Raw genomic sequence first — 21,770 nt, 5'->3', positions numbered from 1 at the left:
AAAGTGTCTCAAATTAAATTAAGCGATTATTATATCAAGAATGTTGTAAAACTTGCCTTAAATGAAGATTTGTACCCTTCTGGTGATATCACTTCAAACTTAGTTAAAAATAATAAGATAATAAAAGTTAAATTAATTTCCAACCAACAAGCTGTGATAGCTGGATTAGAATTTGCAAAACAAACATTTAGATTAATAGATAGTAAGATTAGATTTATTATTAAAAAAAAAGAAGGCTCCTTAATTAATAAGAATGATATAATAGCTACAATTGAGGGTAAGGCTGAAAATATTCTAATTGGTGAAAGAGTTGCTTTAAATTTTATGAGTCATATCTCTGGAATTGCCACTAAAACTAATCAATTTGTTAAATTGGTTAATAAAAAATGTAAAATTTGCTGTACTAGAAAAACGATTCCAACCTTAAGGGTAATACAAAAATATGCTGTTAAGTTAGGTGGTGGTACAAACCATAGATTTAACTTAAGTGATGAATTTCTTATTAAAGACAATCATATTGCAAGCTCTGATATTAAAACTTTAGTGTCTCTTGCAATCAAAAATAAAAAAGGAAAAAAAATTACAGTAGAGGTTGATAGTTTAAATCAGCTCAAAAAAATAAAGGGTTTAAAATTTAATACTGTTTTGTTTGATAATATGAACAATAAAACACTTAAGGCAGGTGTTAAAATAGCCAAAAAATATTACGAAACTGAAGCTTCTGGAAATGTAACCCTAAAATCAGTTAAAAAAATTGCAGCAACCGGTGTTGATAGAATTTCTATTGGTAGCATCACTCATAGTGTACCTGCTATAGATTTTAAATTAGAAATTTAATTTTTTTTAGACAGTTCTGCTTGTGCAGCAGCTAATCTTGCTATTGGAACTCTATATGGTGAGCAAGAAACATAATCTAAACCTGCATTTGCACAAAAGTGAATACTTTTGGGATCTCCACCGTGTTCTCCACAAATTCCAAGTTTAATTTTTTTATTTGTTTTTCTTCCTTTTTTGACTGCAATTTCTATTAAGTCACCTACTCCATCATCTATTGAAATAAATGGGTCTATAGAAAAAATCTTATTCTCAAGATAATCATTTAAAAATTTACCACTATCATCTCTACTTAAACCGAATGTTGTTTGGGTTAAGTCATTAGTTCCAAAACTAAAGAACTCTGCATGTTTAGCTATATCATCAGCTTTAATTGCTGCTCTTGGCAATTCGATCATTGTACCAACTAAATAATCTACTTTAATTTTTTTATCTTTTTGAACTTCTTTTGCAACTCTAACTACTAAATCTTTCATTATCCTAATCTCGGCTTCAGTTGAAACCAGTGGGATCATAATTTCTGGAAATGCTGACTTGATTTTTTTTATTTTAAGTTCAGATAAGGCTTCAAAAATTGCCCTACATTGCATTTCATAAATTTCTGGAAATGAAATCCCCAATCTACAACCTCTATGACCTAACATTGGATTTTGCTCATGCAACTCATTAATTCGAGACTCAATTTCTTTTAATGGTAAACCCACAACTTTTGCTACATCATTAATTTCTTTTTCTGTTTTTGGAAGAAACTCATGTAATGGTGGATCTAACAATCTCACTGTTACAGGAAGACCATTCATAATCTTAAATATTTGAATAAAATCTTTTTTTTGGTGTGGTAAAAGCTTTTCTAGTGCTTTGTTTCTGTCTTCTACTGTTTTTGATAAAATCATTTCTCTGACAGATAAAATTCTTTCTTCATCAAAAAACATGTGTTCTGTTCTGCAAAGCCCTATACCCTCAGCACCAAAATCTCTTGCAGTTTTTGTATCTAATGGCGTTTCTGAGTTTGTTCTTACTTTTAATTTTCTAAAATTGTCCGCCCAGCTCATCAATTTAGAGAAGTCTCCTGAGATTTCTGGTTTAACTGTTGGCACCTCTCCTAAAATAATTCTTCCCGTTGACCCATCAATTGTAATGATGTCTCCTTCTTTAATTTCAACAGAAGATGTTTTAAAAGTTTTTGCATCATAGTTTATATCAATCTCACTAGAGCCAGAGACGCACGGTCTTCCCATGCCTCTTGCAACCACTGCAGCATGACTGGTCATCCCACCTCTTGCTGTCAAAATTCCTTTGGCAGCATGCATTCCATGAATATCTTCAGGTGAGGTTTCAACACGCACTAAAATAGTATCCTGCATAACATTGTTTAATCTTTCTGCTTCTTCTGATGTAAAAACAACTTTACCGCTTGCAGCACCTGGAGAAGCTGGTAAGCCATTTGCAATAACGTTCGGTGTGCTTTTTTCATCTAATGTAGGATGTAACAATGTATCTAAAGAAGCAGGATCTATTCTCATTACGGCTTCTTTTTGAGAAATCAATTTTTCTTTAACCATATCAACTGCAATTCTAACAGCTGACTTTGAGGTTCTTTTTCCAGACCTTGTTTGTAGCATCCACAATTTATTGTTTTCAACTGTAAATTCTACGTCTTGCATGTCTTTGTAGTGTTTTTCTAAAATCTTTAAAATTTTATCCAATTGTTTAAATACTTTAGGCATAGCCTCCTCCATCGAAGCTTCTTTTACTTTTGCATCTTTTCTTGCTTTTTTTGTAATATAGTGTGGAGTTCTTGTTCCTGCGACCACATCTTCTCCTTGAGCATTAATTAGGTATTCACCATATACTTCATTAACACCATCTGATGGATTTCTTGTAAAGACAACTCCAGTTGCACAATCATTGCCCATATTGCCAAATACCATTGATTGAACGTTAACTGCAGTTCCCCATTCAGCAGAAATTTGATTTAATTTCCTATAAACTTTTGCTCTATTACTTTCCCAGGATAAAAATACAGCGCTAATAGCACCTAATAATTGATCATATACGTTCTGAGGAAATTCTTTTTTAGTTTGATCTTTAATAACTTTTTTGAAATCATTAATTAATCCCTCCCAATCTTCTGCATCAAGATCTGTGTCTAAAAGAACGCCTTTAGTTAGTTTGTAATTTTCAATTAATTCTTCAAAATGATAGCCTTCAACACCCATTACAACATTACCATACATTTGAATAAATCTTCGGTAACTATCATTTGCAAATCTGTTATTAGAAGTTTTTTTTGAAAGCGCAATAACAGTCTTATCGTTTAAACCTAAATTTAAAATTGTATCCATCATGCCTGGCATTGAAACTCTTGCACCAGATCTCACAGATAACAGTAAAGGATTTTTTAAATCTCCAAATTTTTTTCCAACTTCTTTTTCAGTAATTTTTAGTTCTTTTTTTATGATACTAACTATTTTTGAATTTAGTTTTTTCTTATCTTTATAAAATAATTCACAAACTTTCGTTGAAATTGTAAAACCAGGAGGAACTGGCAGTCCCATTCTGCCCATTTCAGAAAGGTTTGCGCCTTTTCCACCTAAAAAATTTTTTGGATTTTTAATCTTTTTTGAATCTTTTGATTTAAAATTTAAAATTAGCTTATTCACTATTTGATTTCTATATTTGAAAAATTTACGTAATTATCAAATGTTCTACATAACATTTGTAAAAGTTCCAATCTGTTTTTTTTAATATTTTTATCATTATCGTTGACCTTAACATTATCAAAAAACTCTGAGGTTACTTTTTTAGCACTAGCTAGAATTTCAAGCGTTTCCTTATAGTTTTCATCTTTTCCAATATTTGTAAAATATTTTCTTATTTCATTAATCTTTTTAAATAGATTTTTTTCATAGTCATTTTTAAAAATACCAGGATCAGTTGTATTTGATAGTTCGAGATCTGCGTTTTTCAACTCACTATCAAGTATACTAGACGCTCTCTTGTAGCTTGTAATAATATCCCCTCCTATTTCTTTGTTAATTAGTCCATTAAGTGTTGAAGCTTTTTTATATATTTTATTCAGGTGGTCTATTCCATGCGCTCTTATACTGGCATCTATTACCTCTGCTCTAATTTTTTTCTCTTTCATGTAATATTTTAATCTGTCCATTAAAAAATCAGACAGTTCTTTTTGAGATGAGTCGTTTGAAAAATTAAAACCTTGGTTTTTATGAAGTGAAGTAGAATAACTAATAAGATCTTTGATTTTAAATTCTTTATTATTATCAATTAATAGTCTTATTACACCAAGTGCGGATCTTCTAAGTGCATAAGGATCTTTTGAGCTTGTTGGTTTTTGATTGATCCCAAAAAAACCAACTAAAGTGTCAATTTTATCAGTTAAAGCTAAAGCAATACTAAATGGTTTTTTTGGTGTCTTACTATCAAGTCCAGTTGGTAGATAATGTTCACTTACAGCTAAAGCTATTTCTTTATCAAAACCTTGTACTTCAGCAAAATGTCCACCCATAATTCCTTGAAGCTCAGGAAATTCACCAACTATATCAGAAACTAAATCAACTTTACAGATTGATGCTGATAGCTCAACTTGGTCTTTACTGATCAATAGTTCATCAGAGATCATTCCTCCAAGCTTTCTCATTCTTTGAATCTTATCAAAATAAGATCCAAGACCTTTAAAATAATTTATACTTTTTAATTTTGAAACTTGTTTAACTAAATTTTGAGATTTATTTTTTTCCCAAAAGAATTGTGCATCACTTAATCTTGCTTCTACAACTCTTTCGTTACCCAGTTTAATATAACCTTTTTCATCATTGTTATTTGCCACAACTAAAAATTCATTGGTAATTTTTCCTTTTTTGTTAAATGTTGGAAAATATTTTTGGTGATATTGCATTGTAATTATCAAAATTTCTTTTGGAATATTCAAAAATTTCTGATCAAATTTGCATATAATAATATTCGGTTGCTCAACTATATCTGTGACTTCATCTAAAAGTTTATTGTTTGACTCAACAATAAAATTATTTTTATTAGATATTTTTTCAATTTCTTTAATAATAAATTCTTTTCTTAGTACATGATCTATAATTATTCCTGATTGATTGAAGAAATCTTTATAGCTTTTAAAATTTTTAAATATTTTCTTTTTATTTTCAAACTCTTTATCGGTAAATGTTGTGTTAGAAGATATTAAATGATAAAATTTAAAATCTAGGCTTTTATCATCAAAAACTGCTAAAATAGATTTTAGCGGTCTTGCCCAACTAAGATTATAGTTTCCCCAAACCATAGATTTTTTCCATTGTAATTTATCAAGGATTAGAGGCGTATATTTTTGAAGTAAATCTATGGTATTAATTTTATTTGATGGTTTCTTGAAAAAATAGAATTCTCCTTTTTCTATCTTTTTTTTCATTAGATCTTTTTTATCTATTTGATTTGATCTTAGAAAGCCCTCTATAGCTTTTTCTGGTGCATTAACATTTGGTCCTTTTATTTCTTCAGCTTTTTGTGTTATTTCCTTAGATAGACCCTCAAATAAAATTATAAGACGATTTGGTGTTGAAAATGAAGAGCTTTTTTTAAATGAAATTTTTTTTTCTTCAAATAAATTTTGAAAATTTTTTAATAAAGTATTACGTGAGTTACGCTGCAAACCAGCTGGTATTTCCTCACTAAACAGCTCTAAAAAAAATTCTGACATTAATCTGTTTGACTGCTTAACCAACTTTCGGCAACTGCTTTTGTAATGTTTCTAATACGCCCTATGTAACCTGCTCTTTGAGCAACACTTATAACTCCTCTTGCATCCAAAATATTAAATACATGGCTTGCTTTTAAACATTGATCATATGCAGGTAGTGAAATTTTTTTTTCTACTAATGCTTTTGCTTCAAGCTCAAACATATCAAACATTTTGAGTAGATTATCTGTATTAGCGTGTTCAAAATTATATGCAGAGAACTCTTTTTCTGCTTGAAGAAACACATCCCCATATTTTACACCTTCATCATTCCATAATAGATCATAAACATTTTTCATTTGTTGAGTAAACATACAAATTCTTTCAAGACCATATGTAATTTCAACTGAAACAGGCTTGCATTCAAATCCAGCCATTTGTTGGAAGTATGTGAATTGAGTAATTTCCATACCATCACACCAAACTTCCCATCCCAAACCTGCCGCACCTAAAGTTGGACTTTCCCAATCATCTTCAACAAACCTAATGTCATGTTCTTTGTGATTAATACCGATAACAGCCAAACTATTTAAATAAAGTTTTTTGATATTATCTGGTGATGGCTTTATTAAAACTTGAAATTGATAATAATGCTGCAATCTATTTGGATTCTCTCCATACCTTCCATCAGTAGGTCTTCTTGAAGGTTGGACATAAGCTGCCTTCCACGGCTTAGGTCCTAGAGATCTTAAAGTTGTAGCAGGATGAAAGGTTCCAGCCCCTACTTCAATATCGTATGGTTGAAGAATAACACAACCATGTTTACCCCAATATTTTTGAAGATTCAAAATAGTATCTTGAAATGATTGAAATTTAGGTTTTATAATTTTTTCTTTAGAAGCCATATCTTTGCCAGATAGATCTTTCCTCTAAAATATTTGCTAGTTGATCCATTTGATTGCTTGATGAGGAAAGTTTTTTGCTTAACCAGCCTTTAGATTTTTCAAATTTTTTAATAACAACATCTTCACCAAATTTTTCTTTTAAGATTTCATTAGCATTACCTAATCCATCAATCAAACCTAGCTCTTTTGATTTACTACCTGCCCAAAACTCTCCTGAGAATAATTCAATACCATCTTTTTTAAGTTTAGATCCTCTGCTTTCTTCTACAACTTTAATAAAGTCTTTATGTAGATCTAATTGAATGTTCTTAAGTCTCTCAATATCCTCTGACTTCTCTTCTTGAAATGGATCTAGTGAACTTTTATTTTTTCCTGCCGTATGAACTCTTCTTTCTACACCAATTTTTTTAATCAATTCTGTAAATCCAAAAGATGAATAAATTACTCCTATAGATCCAATAATTGAGCTTGAATTTGCATATATCTCATCACCTGCACAAGCTATTAAGTATCCACCAGAAGCTGCAACATCTTCTGCAAATACTATTACTTTTATTTTATTTTTCTTAGCTTGAGCTCGAATAAATTTATAGATTAAATGTGATTGTACGGGTGATCCACCTGGTGAATTGATTGTAATTGCCACTGCTTTAGCTTTTTTTAGTGAAAAAGCCTTTTCTATAATCTCTTCTTGTCCTGCAAAATCTATGCCCTGTTTAAACTTTCCAGCATTACCAATCACACCATTTAGCTTGATATGAGCTATTATTTTTTTCTTTTTAAAAAAAGAGAACATTGTTAATCCTTATAGAATTTTTGATTTAATATAAAGCCTACTTATAGTTGAAGATTAAGGTGCGTCAATTGATAAGTAATAAATATAACTTAATTATACTAACTTATTTTTTATGGGAACTGTAGTTCAACTAAGAAACCAAATAAATAATTCATATTATCAACTAAAAGATTCAGTTGATGAAAAATTAGTTTTAGTTGAAGAAAAGATTAAATCAAAACTCCTGAGTGAAGTTGATCTGGTTCAAAAAATGACCGAATATCATATTGACACAGGTGGAAAAAGATTAAGAGCTTTATTAACTCTCGGTTCTGCTAAGTTGTGTGGCTACACTAAAGGAGGCCGAGACATTAATTTAGCTGCATGTGTAGAGATGATACATGGGGCAACTTTAATGCATGATGATGTCATTGATCTTGGAAATATTAGAAGAGGTAAAAAAACATTAAATTCAATTTGGGGGAATCACTCTTCTGTATTAATTGGAGACTATCTTTTAAGTAGATGTTTTGAGATGATGGTTGATGATGGGAATATAGAAGTTTTAAAACTTTTATCCTCAACTTCGTCAAAGATTGCTCAGGGAGAAGTATTACAACTACAACACAAGGGTGAAGTTGATATGTTAGAGGAAACCTATTTTAAGATTATTACAGCAAAAACAGCTGAACTTTTTTCTGCAGCAACTAAAGTTGGTGCAATTCTATCTAACAAAGAAACAAAAGAAAAAGAAGCACTAGAGTTTTATGGAAAAAACTTAGGCTTAACATTTCAAATTGCTGATGACACCCTAGATTACAATTCTGATCTAAAATTTTTTGGCAAAAAAATTGGTAAAGATTTTCTTGAAGGTAAAATTACACTACCTGTGATTTTATTATTTCAAAATGTATCACCAGTAGAAAAAGATAAATTGAAAAATATTTTTAAACAAGAAACAAGATCAAATGAAAATTTAAATTTTACTTTAGAACTTATTAAAAAATACAACATAATCAATGAGTGTCACAAAAAAGCTGAACATTTTATTAATCTTGCATCAAATTCTTTAACTGTATTTAAAGATAGTGATGAAAAAAAGATTTTAGAAAGTCTCACTTCGTTTAGTCTACAAAGAACCTTTTAAGGACTTAATAAAGATTTAACCCAGTTACCCTCTTTATCTTTGGTATATTTAAGTCTTTCATGAATTCTGCTATCTCCATCTAACCAAAATTCTATACTCGTAGGTATTAAATTCCAACCTGACCAATGCTCTGGTCTTGGAACATCATTTTTATTACTATATTTTTTTTTGTATTCTTCTATTGAGCTTAAAAGCTCATCTCTATTATTTAATATAGTGCTTTGTTTTGAGGCCCATGCTCCAATTCTGCTCTCATAACCTCTACTGTTATAATATTCATCCGCCACTTCATTAGAAACTTTTTGTACCATTCCATTAATTCTTACTTGTCTTAGAAGACTTTTCCAATGAAAGCACATTGATGCTTTTGGGTTATTTTTTAATTCATTTCCTTTTTGACTATTTAGATTGGTATAAAAAACAAATCCATCTTTGTTAAAGTCTTTTAACAAGACCATTCTAATTGATGGAGAATTATTTTCATCTGATGTGGCTAAAGCTAGTGCATTTGGATCATTTAGTTCTGTTTTTTTTGCCTCATTCATCCAAACTTCAAATAAATCTATTGGATCTATTTTATCTAAAAAGCATTTATTAAGGCCTAATGAGTTTTTTTGATTCATAATTTTAACAAAATAATCTATATACTATAGATAATGTCATTTAATACTTTTGGAAAGCAATTTCGTTTCACAACATGGGGAGAATCTCATGGCCCAGCATTAGGCTGCGTCGTTGATGGTTGTCCACCTAATATAAACTTAAAAGAGCAAGATATTCAAGTTGAGCTAGATAAAAGAAAACCAGGACAATCAAAATTTACAACACAGAGAAAAGAAGATGATAAAGTACAAATTTTATCAGGTGTGTTTGAAGGCAAAACGACTGGGACGCCTATTTCTTTAATTATTTACAATCAAGATATGAGATCAAAAGATTATGGAAATATCAAAGATAAATTTAGACCTGGGCATGCTGATTTTACGTACTTTAAGAAATATGGAATAAGAGATTACCGTGGTGGTGGAAGATCCTCTGCAAGAGAAACGGCTGCAAGAGTTGCTGCAGGTGCAATTGCTAAAAAAGTTTTAGAGAATAAATTAGGTAAAAAATTTAAAGTTGTAGGTGCTGTTACTCAACTGGGAATATTGGGATGTGATACTAGCAAATGGAACGATCTAACAATTAATAAAAATCCCTTTTTTTGTCCTGATAAAAATATGCTAAAAATTTGGGAAAAATATTTGCTAGATATAAGAAAATCTGGATCATCTTGTGGTGCAATTATTGAGGTAAGAGCTAGAGGAATTCCTGTTGGCTTAGGTGCTCCAATTTATTCTAAATTAGATATGGATATTGCTTCTGCAATGATGAGTATTAATGCTGTTAAAGGTGTTAACATTGGTTCAGGAATGAACTCTGCGCAATTAAGTGGAGAACAAAACTCAGATGAAATTTCACAAAAAGGTAAAAAATTAAAATTTGATTCCAATAATGCTGGTGGAATTCTTGGTGGTATTTCAACGGGACAAGAAATTGTTGTTTCATTTGCTGTTAAACCAACTTCATCGATTTTAACAACTAGAAAAACTATAGATAAGTTTGGAAAAAATACTACAATTTCTGTTAAAGGTCGGCATGACCCTTGTGTTGGCATTCGTGCAGTACCAGTGGGAGAAGCAATGATGAATTGCGTTTTATTAGACCATTATCTAATGAACAAAGCTCAGTGTAGCTAATTTCTTTAAATTTAATTTTTAACTACTTTTATCGACTCTTTTGTAAATAAAATATCTAATATTTTTTTTGATATTTGAGATGCATTAAGACCAGCGACATCATACATTTTTTTTGGACTATCTTGTTCAATAAAAATATCAGGCAGTATCATGGTTCTAAATTTTAAACCTTTATCAAATATACCTTTTTCTGATAATAGATTTTCTACATGAGAGCCAAAACCTCCAATAGACCCCTCTTCTACAGTAATCATTACCTCATGTTCTCTCGCACACTTTAAAATAAGCTCTTGATCTAAAGGTTTAGCAAAACGTGCATCAACTATCGTTGATTCAATTCCTTTATTTTTTAATTCTGCAGCTGCGATTTTGCATTCTTCCAATCTAGTTCCTATACTTAAAATACAAACCTGTTTTCCTTCTTGAATAATCCTTCCTTTTCCTATTTCTATTTTTTCATCTATAGATGGTAATTCCGTTCCAATGCCATTTCCTCTTGGGTATCTAATAGCACAAGGTTTGTCGTTAATAATCATAGATGTATTTATCATTTTAACTAATTCTGACTCATCGCTTGGTGCCATTACTATAAAATTAGGAAGAGTAGAGAGATAAGTAATATCAAATGAACCAGCGTGAGTTGATCCATCAGCGCCTACCAAGCCTGCTCTATCTATTATAAATCTCACAGGTAAACTTTGGATAGCGACATCATGAACTACTTGATCATAAGCTCTTTGTAAAAAAGTCGAATAGATTGCAACATATGGTTTATACCCTTCCGTTGCTAGTCCTGCAGCAAAAGTCACTCCATGCTGTTCAGCAATTCCAACATCAAACATTCTTTTTGGAAAATCTTTAGCAAAAATATCCATACCTGTTCCTCCTGGCATAGCAGCAGTAACTCCTACGACTTTACTGTCTCTTTCTGCATGTTTAACTAAAGTATTTGCAAAAATTTTTGTATAAGCTGGAAGATTTGTTCCATTTTTCACCTGTTCACCAGTTACAACATTAAATTTTGAAACACCATGATAATGATCGCTAGCTTTTTCAGCATAAGAATAGCCTTTACCTTTTTGAGTTTTTACATGAATCATTATTGGGCCTTGATATTTTGTGTCTCTTGCATTTTTTAAAATTGGTATAAGTGTAGATAAATCATGTCCATCTATTGGACCAACATAATAAAAACCCAAAGAATTAAAAAGAGTACCACCAGTTACAGCTGATCTTAAAAAATCCTCAGCTTTTCCAGCTTTTGCACTAAATCTTTTGGAAAAAGCAGAAGCTATTAATTTAAAAGTTTCTCTTAAACTAAAATAAATTTTTCCTGTTAAAAGTTTAGCTAAATAGGTTCTCATAGCACCTACTGGTTTTGCAATCGACATATCGTTATCATTTAAGATAACAATCATTTTAGTTTTTGAAGCACCTGCGTTATTCATTGCCTCATATGCCATACCTGCACTAATTGCACCATCTCCTATGACTGCAATTATATTGTTTAATTTATTAGATAATTTGCTTGCTTCTGCCATACCTAGAGCAGATGATATTGATGTTGAGCTATGTGCTGCACCAAATGGATCATACTCACTCTCAGATCTTTTTGTAAAACCAGACAATCCATTACCTTGTCTCAAAGTTTTAATTTTTGACTTTCTTCCAGTCAAAATTTTATGTGGATAAGTTTGATGACCCACATCCCAAATCAGCCTGTCATTTGGAGTGTCAAATACGTAATGCAAGGCAACAGTTAGTTCAACAACTCCAAGACCTGCACCTAAATGTCCTCCTGTTTCAGATACTGCATCAATCATCTCTTTTCTAACCTCATTAGAAACCTCTTGAAGATCACTCTCTGATAATTTTCTTAAATCAGAAGGGAAATTAATATCTTTTAAAAATTTGTAGTCTTGCATCATTTATTTCTTTTTAGAATGTAGTCTAAGGTTTCATTTAAATTATTAGTGTTTGAACTATATTTATTTAAATCTTTAATTATTTTAGACTTAATTTTATCAGCATATTTAATAGCATTTTGATACCCTAGTAAACTGATTAAAGTAGCTTTACCTTTTTTCTTGTCTTTGCCTGTTATTTTACCAGCAATGGCTGTAGAGCCTTTAAAGTCTATTAAATCGTCAGCAATTTGAAATAAAAGTCCAATATTGGAACCTATATTTTCAAAAAACTTTATTTGTTTATCATTTTTTCTCTTAATAATAATTGGAACAGCACAACAAAAGCTAAAAAGCTTACCAGTTTTTTTTATTTCCATCTCTATAATTTTACTTTTAGAAACTTTTTTTTTTTCAAAACTAAGATCTAAATACTGTCCACCAGCTATTCCTAAATGTCCAGAAGACTCAGATAGTTTTTTTACTAGATCTACTTTTATTTTTTCATTTATCTTTAAGTTCGAACTAACTAAGATTTCAAAAGCCATTGTTAAAAGTGAGTTTCCTGCAAGTACCGCTGTTGATTCTCCAAATTTAATGTGTGTAGAAATTTTTCCTCTTCGTATTTTATCATCATCCATACAAGGTAAATCATCATGTATTAATGAATAAGCGTGAATGCACTCAACTGCAGCACCAATAGAAATTAATGTTTTATAATTAATTTTAAATATAGCTCCTATATCAATTAAAATTTTTGATCTAATTTTTTTTCCACCTGGAAATAAGCCATACTCCATAGCTGCAACTAATTCTGTTCTTTTTTGTCTTTTAATAAATCGCTTTAAAAATAAGTTTGTATCTTTTGCTATTCTAGCAAGTTTATTTTGCATTTTTTTTTGAACTTATATTGTTAATTTTTTTTTTTGTTTCTTCATTGATCATTTTTGAAGTTCTATAGAATTTTTTTTCAATAGTATTATTTAATTTTAATAACTGTTGGTATGAATCAATTGAATTCTGTAAGTCTTTTTCTGACTCTAAAGATTCAATAATATTATTTGCTTCTTTTGTTAGTTCCTCAAGAGACTGTGTGTTATTATCAGGTGGTAAATTTTTATCTTTCATATAATAATAATTATTAATACATGAAATCCAATCAATCAAATATCAAAAAAGCAAAAAAATACCTTAATAAAAATTACTGTATTGGCGTACCTACTGAAACTGTTTATGGTCTAGCAGCTAATGCATACAAGAATTCAGCAGTAAAAAAGATTTTTAATTTAAAAAAAAGACCAAAAAACAACCCTTTAATCGTACATTATCACAATATCGATTCTCTTAAAAAAGATTGCCTAATAAATGATAATTTTACTAAACTTTATAAAAAATTCTCTCCTGGCCCAATAACATACGTATTACAATTAAGGAAAGATTCTAAGATTTCTAAGTATGTTACCAATAATAAGAAAAGTTTAGCAGTAAGATTTCCAAAACACACAATATTTAAAAATTTACTAAAACAATTAGATTATCCATTAGCTGCGCCCAGTGCTAATATCACAACAAAAGTAAGTGCTGTTAAAGCAAAAGATGTTAAGGAAGAATTTGGTAATAAAATTAAATATATTTTAGACGGAGGTGCGTGTGCTATTGGAATAGAATCTACAATAGTTAACCTTATAGGTAGACCATCCATACTAAGATTGGGTGGTCTAGATATCTTAAAAATTCAAAAAACTTTGGGTTTTAAGATAAGCATATCTATTAACCCTAAAAAAAAAATAGCACCTGGTCAATCTCGTTTGCATTATTCTCCTGGTATACCTTTACGAATGAATATTAAAAAACCAAAAAATAACGTGGCATTTATCTTGATTAAAAGGAGAAAAACAAAATCAAATAACTATTACTATTTAACTACTAAAGGCAACTTAAATGAGGCTGCTAAAAATTTATATTCTTGTTTACGAAAAATTAAAAATAAAGGTTACAAATCAATCGCTGTAGAAAAAATTCCCAATAAAGGTTTGGGTATAGCTATAAATGATAGATTGCATAGAGCCTCTAAATTTTAAGAGTTTAACTTAAAAGACTTATTGTATACTTAATATCTTTAGAATATGTTTATTTTCTCAATAATTATATAAAGCTGTGAATAATATAAATAAAGAAAGCGCACTTGCTAGCTCACCAGAGATTGGACAAAATTGGATTAAAAGATCCCAAGAAGAAAGGATTAGCTTAGTCCAAGAAGAACTTAAGAAAAATAAAGAGTGTAGAGATTTTGTTGTGACGGAAGCAGGGGAAAATGGTCAAATTACACTTCTAATTGAAAGAACTATATCAGCTGGTGTAAGAGGATCAATGCTATTAGATCTAGAACAAGCATTAAAAAATTCAATTGATAAAGGTATCACAGTTTGGTTGGTGCCAGTTGGTGATAAAAGTAAATTAAGAAATTTAAGAGGAATACAAATTAAACCTGAAATTTAAATATGGTAAAAACGCAAGAACAAACGGTAGATTTTAAAGATAACGCCATAGATACTAAAGAAGGTAAGTTAATTCTAGATTCACACAAATTATCATATCATTATGATAGAGTGATTGCTTTTGAAAATGGTGAACGTGTAGCACCAGTAAGTGTAGATATGGCTTTAACTCGTGCATGTGGGGCAATGTGTTCTTTTTGTTATGCAATGGTACAAGAGCCACAAGAGAGATCTACAGTAAAAGTTAAAAAAGCATTAAATTTGCTAGATGATTTTAAAGAAGTTGGAGTAAAAGCTGTATCTTTAATTTCAGATGGAGAAAGCACTCTTTCAAAAGCATATGTTCCATTTATTCAACATGCCTCAAATATAGGAATTGATATTGGAAATGCTACTAATGGATGGGAATGGGAAAAAGATAAAATAGATCAAGTGTTACCATACATGACCTGGATTAGATTTACGGTCGCTGCAGGTACACCTGAGGGATATTCTAGAATTATGTTTAAAGATGCAAAATATACAGAAGTTTTTGATAGGGCGATGAAAAATATAAAATATGCAGTAGAATTAAAAAAAAAATTAAATTTAAAAGTTACACTAGGTATCCAAATGGTATTAATGCCAGAATTTAAAGATGAAATTATTCCATTTTCAAAACTTGCTGTAGATTTAGGTGTTGATTATGGTGTTATTAAACATTGTTCAGATGATGAATTTGGTACATTGGGAGTTGATTATTCTAAATATGAAGAAATGTATCCATTAATAGAAGAAGCAGAAAAATTATCAAATGAGAATACTAAGATAATTGTTAAATGGGATAAAATTAAAAGTAGCAAATCATCATATAAAAGATTTTATGGGCCACAATTTTTACTTCAAATAAGTGGAAGTGGCTTGGTTGCTCCTTCAGGAATGTTCTTTAATGCCAGATACTCAAAACTACATATAGGAAATTATACCGATGAAAGATTTAAAGATATATTCAAATCTGACCGCTATTGGAAAATTATGGATTACCTAGCTTCACCTAATTGGGACTGTCAAACTATGATGGGAACTCTACCAATTCAACATTATGTAACTGAGGCATTAGATAATCACATAAAAGGTATAGCTAAGATTGCACCACCCAGAGGTGAGAAACCTTTGCATGTTAATTTCTTGTAATTGAGATAATTTTTTACTTAAAACCTAATTAAAAATTGATTAAAAAATTAAATTTTTTTCATTAGTTCAAACATAAAAGAAACAAATGGTAAAAAATTTAAACCTTTTTTGTTTTGATTTAATATAACTTTCTTATTTTTAATAAATATTATTTCATTATTTGTTAATAATCTTTTAATTCTATTATCAAGAATTACTTTTGTATTGTATCTTTTTTTTATGTAATCTTTTTTATTTAAAGATTTAGTTTTATGCACATCAAGTAAAATTTTAGTTCTTGGAGAAGTGCTAATCATTGAGAGAATGCTATAAAATATAAAAAATAAAAAAAAATTTATTAAGATTACATTAAAAGCGACACTAAAGTTAAAATAATAAAAAGAAATAGCAAAGTTTGTTATTAAGTTAGTAATCAAGTTAAATAAATCTGCAACTCTAACTGGGAAAATATACTTACTTCCAAATAATACTAAAAATAATTTTAGAAAAATTACATATAAAAATAAATTAATTATAAAAAATAGTAAATACATTTATCCTTCATTTTTTATTTTAAAAAAATTCATTAAAAAATAATAGATTTTACAAAAATTATGACCAAGTAATGTAAGTGATATCTTATTTTTCTTTTCTATAATTAATTTTTGTTTTTTTAAATCCTCAAATCTAGTGGTTATAATATTTTTTTTTTTTAAAAAAATTAATAGTTTCTTATAATCAGACTTTTTACTTAAAAATTTATAAATAAAATTTGTGGGACTCTCATAAGATTTAAGTGAAACTGTAAAGAATATTGCAAAAAAACCAACTACATAACATATTAAAATAGAACTAACATATTCCTCAGGCAAATTACCTCTGTCTATAAAATAATACATTATTAAAAATACAAAAAATGTAAAATATATAAATTTAATAAAGTAGTCGTAAAAAACTACTTTTTTTTTTTAAAAAAAAAATAAATCTTATTAAAAACTAAGATTAAAAATAAAATTCCAAGTGTTAAAAAAATAGTTTTCATTATTAAGATTAAAAAGAATGTAGTTTTAGCCTATAATCATATTTTATCTAGTTTCAAATGCTCAAAAAGTTAGGATCTTTATACTGCTAGAAAGCAACATGTCTTTGAATTATTAGCATATCTAGTATAAACAACCATTATTAAATAAAATTTGAGTAATGACTATGAAAATTTCAGATTATAAAAAGAGTTGGAAACTAATTTAATAAATGATTAGTTTTATCGTTCCTGGATTAAATGAAAAAAATAATATTATCAGTACAATAATTGAAATAGAGAATTCTTGTAAAATTTCCAAATTATTAGATTATGAAATTTTATTTGTAGACGATGGAAGCACTGATGGATCTTCATTAGAGGTAGAAAAATATGAAAGTGAACTTAAGAAGAATATAAAAATTATAAGAAATAAAAAAAATTATGGTTATGGTGCAAGTATTAAAATAGGTGCATCTAATGCTACAAAAAAAAATATTTGTTGGGTTCCAGCTGATAATTCTCATCCATCCTCAGAGATTGCTAAACTGATATCGTCAATTGATAAATTTGATATCATTAGTACTTATTACATAAATTCAAATGAAAGAGACCCATTTAGAAAAAAATTTACGTCCTTATATACACCTATATTAAATTTTATTTTTAATGAAAAAATTCCCTACTATAATGGAGTAACTATAATCAAAAAAGAAGTATTCATTAATTGTAATATTCAAACAGGTAGCCACGCCTTCCAATTAGAGATGTGGTCACATATTTTTTTACAGAAAAATAATTCAATTATATTTATTCCAACATTATTAACAGATAGAATTGAAGGTGCTACTGCATTCAAATTTAAAAATTCTATTAAGGTAGTGTTTACAACATTTAGAGTAATTTTTTTATTTTATATTAAAAAAGCTTTAAATTTATAGTTAGAAAGATAAAATAATATACTTTGATGTTGGTGCGCCACATAGGAGTCGAACCTATAACCCCCAGATTCGAAATCTGGTGCTCTATCCAGTTGAGCTAGCAGCGCATATAGTATTAATATTACATTTTATGGAAAAAAACATTAATTTAATAGTTGAAACAGATGAGAATAACCTTCGACTTGATGTATTCATCAACAAAAGAGAGGAGTTGATTAGTAGAACTAGAATCAAAAATTTAATTCTTAAAGAAAAATTAAAATTAAATAATGTAATCGTTAACAGTCCTTCAAAAAAAATATCTACTGGTGATAAAATTGATCTTCAAATTCCAGAACCAAAAGAAGCCTCTTTAAAACCTTATGATTTTAAATTAGAAATTGTTTATGAGGATGATGATTTATTAGTAATTGATAAACCAGCTGGAATAATTATGCATCCAGGTGCTGGTAATTATGATGAAACAATTGTTAATGCCTTAATGCACTACAATAAAGATTCACTATCTACAATTGGAGACGAGTTAAGACCTGGTATTGTACATAGAATAGACAAAGATACTTCTGGATTAATAGTTATAGCTAAAAATAACGTAACACACGAAAATTTATCTCATCAATTTAGCGAGCATACAATTACAAGAGTTTATCAACTTTTAATTTGGGGTAAACTTAGACCTTCTTCCGGAAAAATTGATACTTTCATAACTAGGAGTTCAAAAAATAGACAAATGATGGAGGTTAGTAGTTCTAAAGGGAAAAGAGCAATAACCAATTACAAAACTATAGAGATTTTTGAAAATGATAAAACACCCACACTAAGTTTGGTCGAATGTAGATTGGAAACGGGAAGAACGCATCAGATAAGAGTTCACATGACACATATGGGCAACAGCATTATGGGTGATGGTAAATATAAAAAAAAATATAAGAAACTTAAAAATATCGACACTAGTTTGGAAAATTTAATTTATAAATTGGATAGACAATTTCTGCATGCTCAAACATTGGGCTTCATTCACCCTAAAACTAATGATGAAATGACTTTTACCTCAATTTTGCCACAAGAACTTGAAAATATTTTAGTATTGCTTAGAAATACTGACAAATAAAACCTTGAAATAATACTTATAGTTAACTAAATAAATAAAACTTATGAGCGCTACAATGAAAAGTAATCTTCCAGCACTATCTAATGAAGGTGGTTTATCTGCTTATCTTGAGCAGATTAAAAAATTTCCTATGTTGGCAGCTGAAGAAGAATATATGCTTGCAAAAAATTGGAAGGCAACAGGCAATGTTAAAGCTGCAGAAAAACTTGTTACTAGCCACCTTAGACTCGTTGCAAAAATTGCGATGGGTTATAGAGGATATGGTCTTCCAGTAAATGAAATGATTTCAGAGGGAAATGTAGGATTAATGCAAGCTGTTAAAAAATTTGAACCTGAAAAAGGATTTAGATTGGCAACTTATGCAATGTGGTGGATTAGAGCTTCTATCCAAGAATACATTCTAAGATCTTGGAGTTTGGTAAAGATAGGAACAACAACTGCACAAAAAAAATTATTTTTTAATTTAAAGAAAATTAAAAATCAAATCGCTCCTCAGTCTGAAGGTGATTTAAGACCTGAACATGTAAGTGAAATTGCTAACAAATTAGATGTTAAAAAAGAAGAAGTGATTTCAATGAATAGAAGGCTTTCAGGTAAAGAGTTTTCTTTAAATGCACAAGTTGGAGAAGATGGTGACGAATGGCAAGACTGGTTGGTAGATAAAGAGCTAGACCATGATCTTAAATTTGCACATCAAGAAGAAATGGGACAAAGACAAGGTTTACTTAAAGATTCTATAAAAGTTCTTAATGGAAGAGAAAGAGAGATTTTATACTCTAGAAGATTAAACGATGAACCTACAACGCTTGAAGATTTAAGTAAAAAATACAAGATTAGTAGAGAAAGAGTTAGACAAATTGAAAATAAAGCATTTGAAAAACTTCAAAAACACATGTTGTTGTCTGCCAAATCTAAAAATTTACTTCCAGTAAACTAAACTTCAAAAGGATTCTCTAAAAGAATTGTATCTTCTCGTTCAGGACTTGTTGAAATACTTGAAACTTTCGTCCCAACAAAATCTTCTAATGCATAGATATAATTTTTTGCATTTTCTGGCAAGGCTTCAATATTTTTTATTCCTTGGGTTGAGCTTTTCCAGCCAGGGAAAGTTTTATAAATCGGTTTAATTTTTAACTGATCCTCAACTGCAGCTGGTAGGTAATCCATTTTCTTGCCATTAAGTTCATATTCAACACACATCTTAATTTCATCTAATTCATCTAAAACATCTAATTTAGTTAACGCTATTCCATCTATACCTGAAATTTTAATTGTTTGCCTAACCAGAACACCATCGAACCAACCACATCTTCTTTTTCTACTAGTGACAGTTCCAAATTCTTTTCCTCTAGAGCCAAGTAATTCTCCAATATCGTCTGTTAACTCTGTAGGAAAAGGTCCTTCACCAACTCTGGTAGTATAGGCTTTTGTTATTCCAAGAACATAATGAATAGAATTAGGACCACAACCAGTTCCTGTAGCAGCGGCAGATGCAACAGTATTTGATGATGTTACAAAAGGGTAAGTTCCATGATCTACATCAAGTAGTATTCCTTGTGCACCTTCAAATAATATTCTTTTCTTTTGTTTTTTAAACTCATCAATTCTAAGCCATACAGGTTGAGAAAACTTTAATATTTCAGGAGCAATCTTTAAAAGCTCTTCTTTAAGTTTGTCTTTTTCAAAAATTTTTTTACCTAGTCCTTTTCTAATTGCATTATGATGAAGAAGTACTGTTTCCAATCTGTGGTCTAGATTAGTCTCAGATCTTAGATCCATAACACGGATTGATCTTCTTCCTACTTTATCTTCGTAGGCTGGTCCAATTCCCCTTCTTGTTGTTCCAATTTTTCCTTTTCCAGCAGCATCTTCTCTTATTTCATCCATCTCTCTATGAAATGGCAAAATAAGATTAGCAGATTCTGAAATTATAAAATTATCTACATTGACCTCAACACCCTTAGATTTGATTTCCTCTATTTCCTCTAATAGTGCCCAAGGATCAACTACAACTCCGTTTCCTATAATAGAAATTTTATTTTTTCTTACAATTCCAGAAGGAAGTAATCTTAATTTATAAGTTATTCCATCAATTACTAAAGTGTGTCCAGCATTGTGTCCTCCTTGAAAACGAATGACAACATCTGCTTGGTCAGATAGCCAATCAACTATTTTACCTTTTCCTTCATCACCCCATTGAGATCCAACAACTACAACATTTTTCATTATCTAAATTTTTTTTCTACTGTTACTGAACTTAAATGGTTGATCGGCCCATGACCTTTACCAAATTTAAGGTTTGAATTTATTGAATTGTGTACATACTTAGTTGCAAGCTCACAAGATCTCTTTAAGGTTTTTCCACATGAAAAAAATGTAGAAATAGCAGAAGAAAGGGTGCAACCAGTACCATGTGTATTCCTGGTTGTAATTCTTTTATTTTTTATAATGAAAATTTCATTTTTATTTACAAAAATATCTTGGACAATTTTAGATTCTAAATGACCACCTTTTATAAAAACATTTTTTGCTCCTAATTTGATTAATATACTGGCAGCAAAAATCATATCTTCCTTTGTTTTTATTTCAGTTTTAGTTAATATCTCAGCCTCAGGAATATTAGGAGTTATTAAACTAACTTTTTTAATTAGTTCATTCTTTAATAATTGAATTGCATTATCATCAATAAGTTTTGCACCACCTTTAGCTACCATAACAGGATCTAAAATTATCTTTTTTACTTTAATGAGGTTTAGTGAATGAATTACTGACTTTATTACTTTTGAAGAGTGCAACATTCCAATTTTTATAGCATCAGGTTTAATGTCTTTTGAAGTAAATTCTATTTGATTAGAAATTTCCTTCGAATCAATTGGTACTATTGATTTTACACCTGTTGTATTTTGAATTGTGACAGCTGTTATTGCTGTCATTGCATACGAACCTAAAGCAGTGATAGTTTTAATATCAGCTTGAATACCAGCACCACCAGATGAATCTGAGCCAGCAATTACTAATATTTTAGATTTTGGTTTCAA

Annotated in this window: 21 protein-coding genes and 1 tRNA gene; 9 read left to right on the top strand and 13 right to left on the bottom strand. The window is 29.6% G+C overall.

The window, feature by feature from the left end; genetic code table 11:
* Positions 1–3: 3 nt before the first annotated feature.
* On the top strand, positions 4–837 hold the full coding sequence (nadC, locus tag ABXT53_RS01130) for a carboxylating nicotinate-nucleotide diphosphorylase (RefSeq protein WP_415290836.1): 834 nt from the start codon (positions 4–6) through the stop codon (positions 835–837).
* Here nadC and ppdK read toward each other — a convergent pair.
* Genes ppdK through ABXT53_RS01110 form a run of 4 tightly spaced genes read right to left on the bottom strand, consistent with a single transcriptional unit; the run spans position 834 to position 7,243 of the window.
* Positions 834–3,497 carry a pyruvate, phosphate dikinase gene (gene ppdK / locus ABXT53_RS01125; protein ID WP_415290835.1) on the bottom strand — a complete coding sequence of 888 codons (2,664 nt, stop codon included), beginning with the start codon at positions 3,495–3,497 and terminating at the stop codon, positions 834–836. The genes nadC and ppdK overlap by 4 nt on opposite strands.
* Positions 3,497–5,563 carry a glycine--tRNA ligase subunit beta gene (glyS, locus tag ABXT53_RS01120; protein WP_415290834.1) on the bottom strand — a complete coding sequence of 689 codons (2,067 nt, stop codon included), beginning with the start codon at positions 5,561–5,563 and terminating at the stop codon, positions 3,497–3,499. The genes ppdK and glyS overlap by 1 nt, the downstream gene beginning before the upstream one ends.
* A complete protein-coding gene (locus ABXT53_RS01115) occupies positions 5,563–6,447 on the bottom strand; it encodes a glycine--tRNA ligase subunit alpha (protein ID WP_415290833.1) in 885 nt (294 codons plus the stop codon). The genes glyS and ABXT53_RS01115 overlap by 1 nt, the downstream gene beginning before the upstream one ends.
* On the bottom strand, positions 6,437–7,243 hold the full coding sequence (locus tag ABXT53_RS01110; protein WP_271482881.1) for a S49 family peptidase: 807 nt from the start codon (positions 7,241–7,243) through the stop codon (positions 6,437–6,439). Before ABXT53_RS01110 ends, ABXT53_RS01115 begins: the two co-directional genes overlap by 11 nt.
* Positions 7,244–7,355: 112 nt before the next feature.
* Here ABXT53_RS01110 and ABXT53_RS01105 point away from each other — a divergent pair, with 112 nt between their 5' ends.
* Positions 7,356–8,369 carry a polyprenyl synthetase family protein gene (locus tag ABXT53_RS01105; protein ID WP_415290832.1) on the top strand — a complete coding sequence of 338 codons (1,014 nt, stop codon included), beginning with the start codon at positions 7,356–7,358 and terminating at the stop codon, positions 8,367–8,369.
* Here ABXT53_RS01105 and pdxH read toward each other — a convergent pair.
* Complete coding sequence (gene pdxH, locus ABXT53_RS01100; RefSeq protein WP_415290831.1) at positions 8,366–8,992, bottom strand: pyridoxamine 5'-phosphate oxidase; 627 nt, start codon at positions 8,990–8,992, stop codon at positions 8,366–8,368. The genes ABXT53_RS01105 and pdxH overlap by 4 nt on opposite strands.
* 33 nt (positions 8,993–9,025) lie before the next feature.
* Here pdxH and aroC point away from each other — a divergent pair, with 33 nt between their 5' ends.
* Complete coding sequence (gene aroC / locus ABXT53_RS01095; RefSeq protein ID WP_415276011.1) at positions 9,026–10,108, top strand: chorismate synthase; 1,083 nt, start codon at positions 9,026–9,028, stop codon at positions 10,106–10,108.
* A gap of 11 nt (positions 10,109–10,119) precedes the next feature.
* Here aroC and dxs read toward each other — a convergent pair whose 3' ends face one another.
* From dxs to ABXT53_RS01080, 3 genes are read right to left on the bottom strand one after another with little or no spacing between them, the layout of a single operon-like run.
* Positions 10,120–12,033 (bottom strand): 1-deoxy-D-xylulose-5-phosphate synthase, encoded by a 1,914-nt coding sequence (dxs, locus tag ABXT53_RS01090; protein WP_415291298.1) that lies wholly within the window; start codon positions 12,031–12,033, stop codon positions 10,120–10,122.
* Complete coding sequence (locus ABXT53_RS01085) at positions 12,033–12,905, bottom strand: polyprenyl synthetase family protein (protein ID WP_415290830.1); 873 nt, start codon at positions 12,903–12,905, stop codon at positions 12,033–12,035. Before ABXT53_RS01085 ends, dxs begins: the two co-directional genes overlap by 1 nt.
* Positions 12,895–13,140, bottom strand: coding sequence for an exonuclease VII small subunit (locus ABXT53_RS01080; protein WP_415290829.1), 246 nt, complete (start codon positions 13,138–13,140; stop codon positions 12,895–12,897). Before ABXT53_RS01080 ends, ABXT53_RS01085 begins: the two co-directional genes overlap by 11 nt.
* 20 nt (positions 13,141–13,160) lie before the next feature.
* On the opposite strand from ABXT53_RS01080, the gene ABXT53_RS01075 reads away from it, so the two are divergent.
* From ABXT53_RS01075 to ABXT53_RS01065, 3 genes are all read left to right on the top strand, one after another.
* Positions 13,161–14,093 (top strand): L-threonylcarbamoyladenylate synthase, encoded by a 933-nt coding sequence (locus ABXT53_RS01075; RefSeq protein WP_415290828.1) that lies wholly within the window; start codon positions 13,161–13,163, stop codon positions 14,091–14,093.
* A gap of 76 nt (positions 14,094–14,169) precedes the next feature.
* Positions 14,170–14,511 (top strand): hypothetical protein, encoded by a 342-nt coding sequence (locus tag ABXT53_RS01070; protein ID WP_415290827.1) that lies wholly within the window; start codon positions 14,170–14,172, stop codon positions 14,509–14,511.
* A 2-nt stretch (positions 14,512–14,513) separates the two neighbouring features.
* Complete coding sequence (locus tag ABXT53_RS01065; protein ID WP_415290826.1) at positions 14,514–15,683, top strand: radical SAM protein; 1,170 nt, start codon at positions 14,514–14,516, stop codon at positions 15,681–15,683.
* A gap of 47 nt (positions 15,684–15,730) precedes the next feature.
* Here ABXT53_RS01065 and ABXT53_RS01060 read toward each other — a convergent pair whose 3' ends face one another.
* Both ABXT53_RS01060 and ABXT53_RS01055 read right to left on the bottom strand, forming a co-directional pair.
* On the bottom strand, positions 15,731–15,979 hold the full coding sequence (locus ABXT53_RS01060) for a hypothetical protein (protein ID WP_415290825.1): 249 nt from the start codon (positions 15,977–15,979) through the stop codon (positions 15,731–15,733).
* 237 nt (positions 15,980–16,216) lie between these two features.
* Positions 16,217–16,561, bottom strand: coding sequence for a hypothetical protein (locus tag ABXT53_RS01055; RefSeq protein ID WP_415290824.1), 345 nt, complete (start codon positions 16,559–16,561; stop codon positions 16,217–16,219).
* Positions 16,562–16,913: 352 nt separating this feature from the next.
* Here ABXT53_RS01055 and ABXT53_RS01050 point away from each other — a divergent pair, with 352 nt between their 5' ends.
* The gene (locus tag ABXT53_RS01050; protein ID WP_415290823.1) at positions 16,914–17,621 is read left to right on the top strand and encodes a glycosyltransferase family 2 protein; all 708 of its coding nucleotides are present in this window, start codon (positions 16,914–16,916) and stop codon (positions 17,619–17,621) included.
* 30 nt (positions 17,622–17,651) lie between these two features.
* Here the strand turns inward: ABXT53_RS01050 and ABXT53_RS01045 are convergent.
* A tRNA-Arg gene (locus ABXT53_RS01045) sits at positions 17,652–17,728 on the bottom strand.
* A gap of 23 nt (positions 17,729–17,751) precedes the next feature.
* Here ABXT53_RS01045 and ABXT53_RS01040 point away from each other — a divergent pair.
* Together ABXT53_RS01040 and rpoH are read left to right on the top strand one after the other, a co-directional pair.
* On the top strand, positions 17,752–18,732 hold the full coding sequence (locus ABXT53_RS01040; RefSeq protein WP_415290822.1) for an RluA family pseudouridine synthase: 981 nt from the start codon (positions 17,752–17,754) through the stop codon (positions 18,730–18,732).
* Between the two features lie 55 nt (positions 18,733–18,787).
* Positions 18,788–19,669, top strand: coding sequence for an RNA polymerase sigma factor RpoH (gene rpoH, locus ABXT53_RS01035; protein ID WP_415290821.1), 882 nt, complete (start codon positions 18,788–18,790; stop codon positions 19,667–19,669).
* Here rpoH and ABXT53_RS01030 read toward each other — a convergent pair.
* Entirely contained in the window at positions 19,666–20,958 is a 1,293-nt protein-coding gene (locus tag ABXT53_RS01030; protein WP_415290820.1) for an adenylosuccinate synthase, read from the bottom strand. The genes rpoH and ABXT53_RS01030 overlap by 4 nt on opposite strands.
* Positions 20,958–21,770 carry a bifunctional hydroxymethylpyrimidine kinase/phosphomethylpyrimidine kinase gene (gene thiD, locus ABXT53_RS01025; RefSeq protein ID WP_415290819.1) on the bottom strand — a complete coding sequence of 271 codons (813 nt, stop codon included), beginning with the start codon at positions 21,768–21,770 and terminating at the stop codon, positions 20,958–20,960. Before thiD ends, ABXT53_RS01030 begins: the two co-directional genes overlap by 1 nt.

Source organism: Candidatus Pelagibacter sp. Uisw_136 (genome assembly GCF_047720275.1).
Taxonomy (GTDB): Bacteria; Pseudomonadota; Alphaproteobacteria; order Pelagibacterales; family Pelagibacteraceae; genus Pelagibacter.
This window is presented reverse-complemented; position numbering and strand designations above follow the sequence as displayed.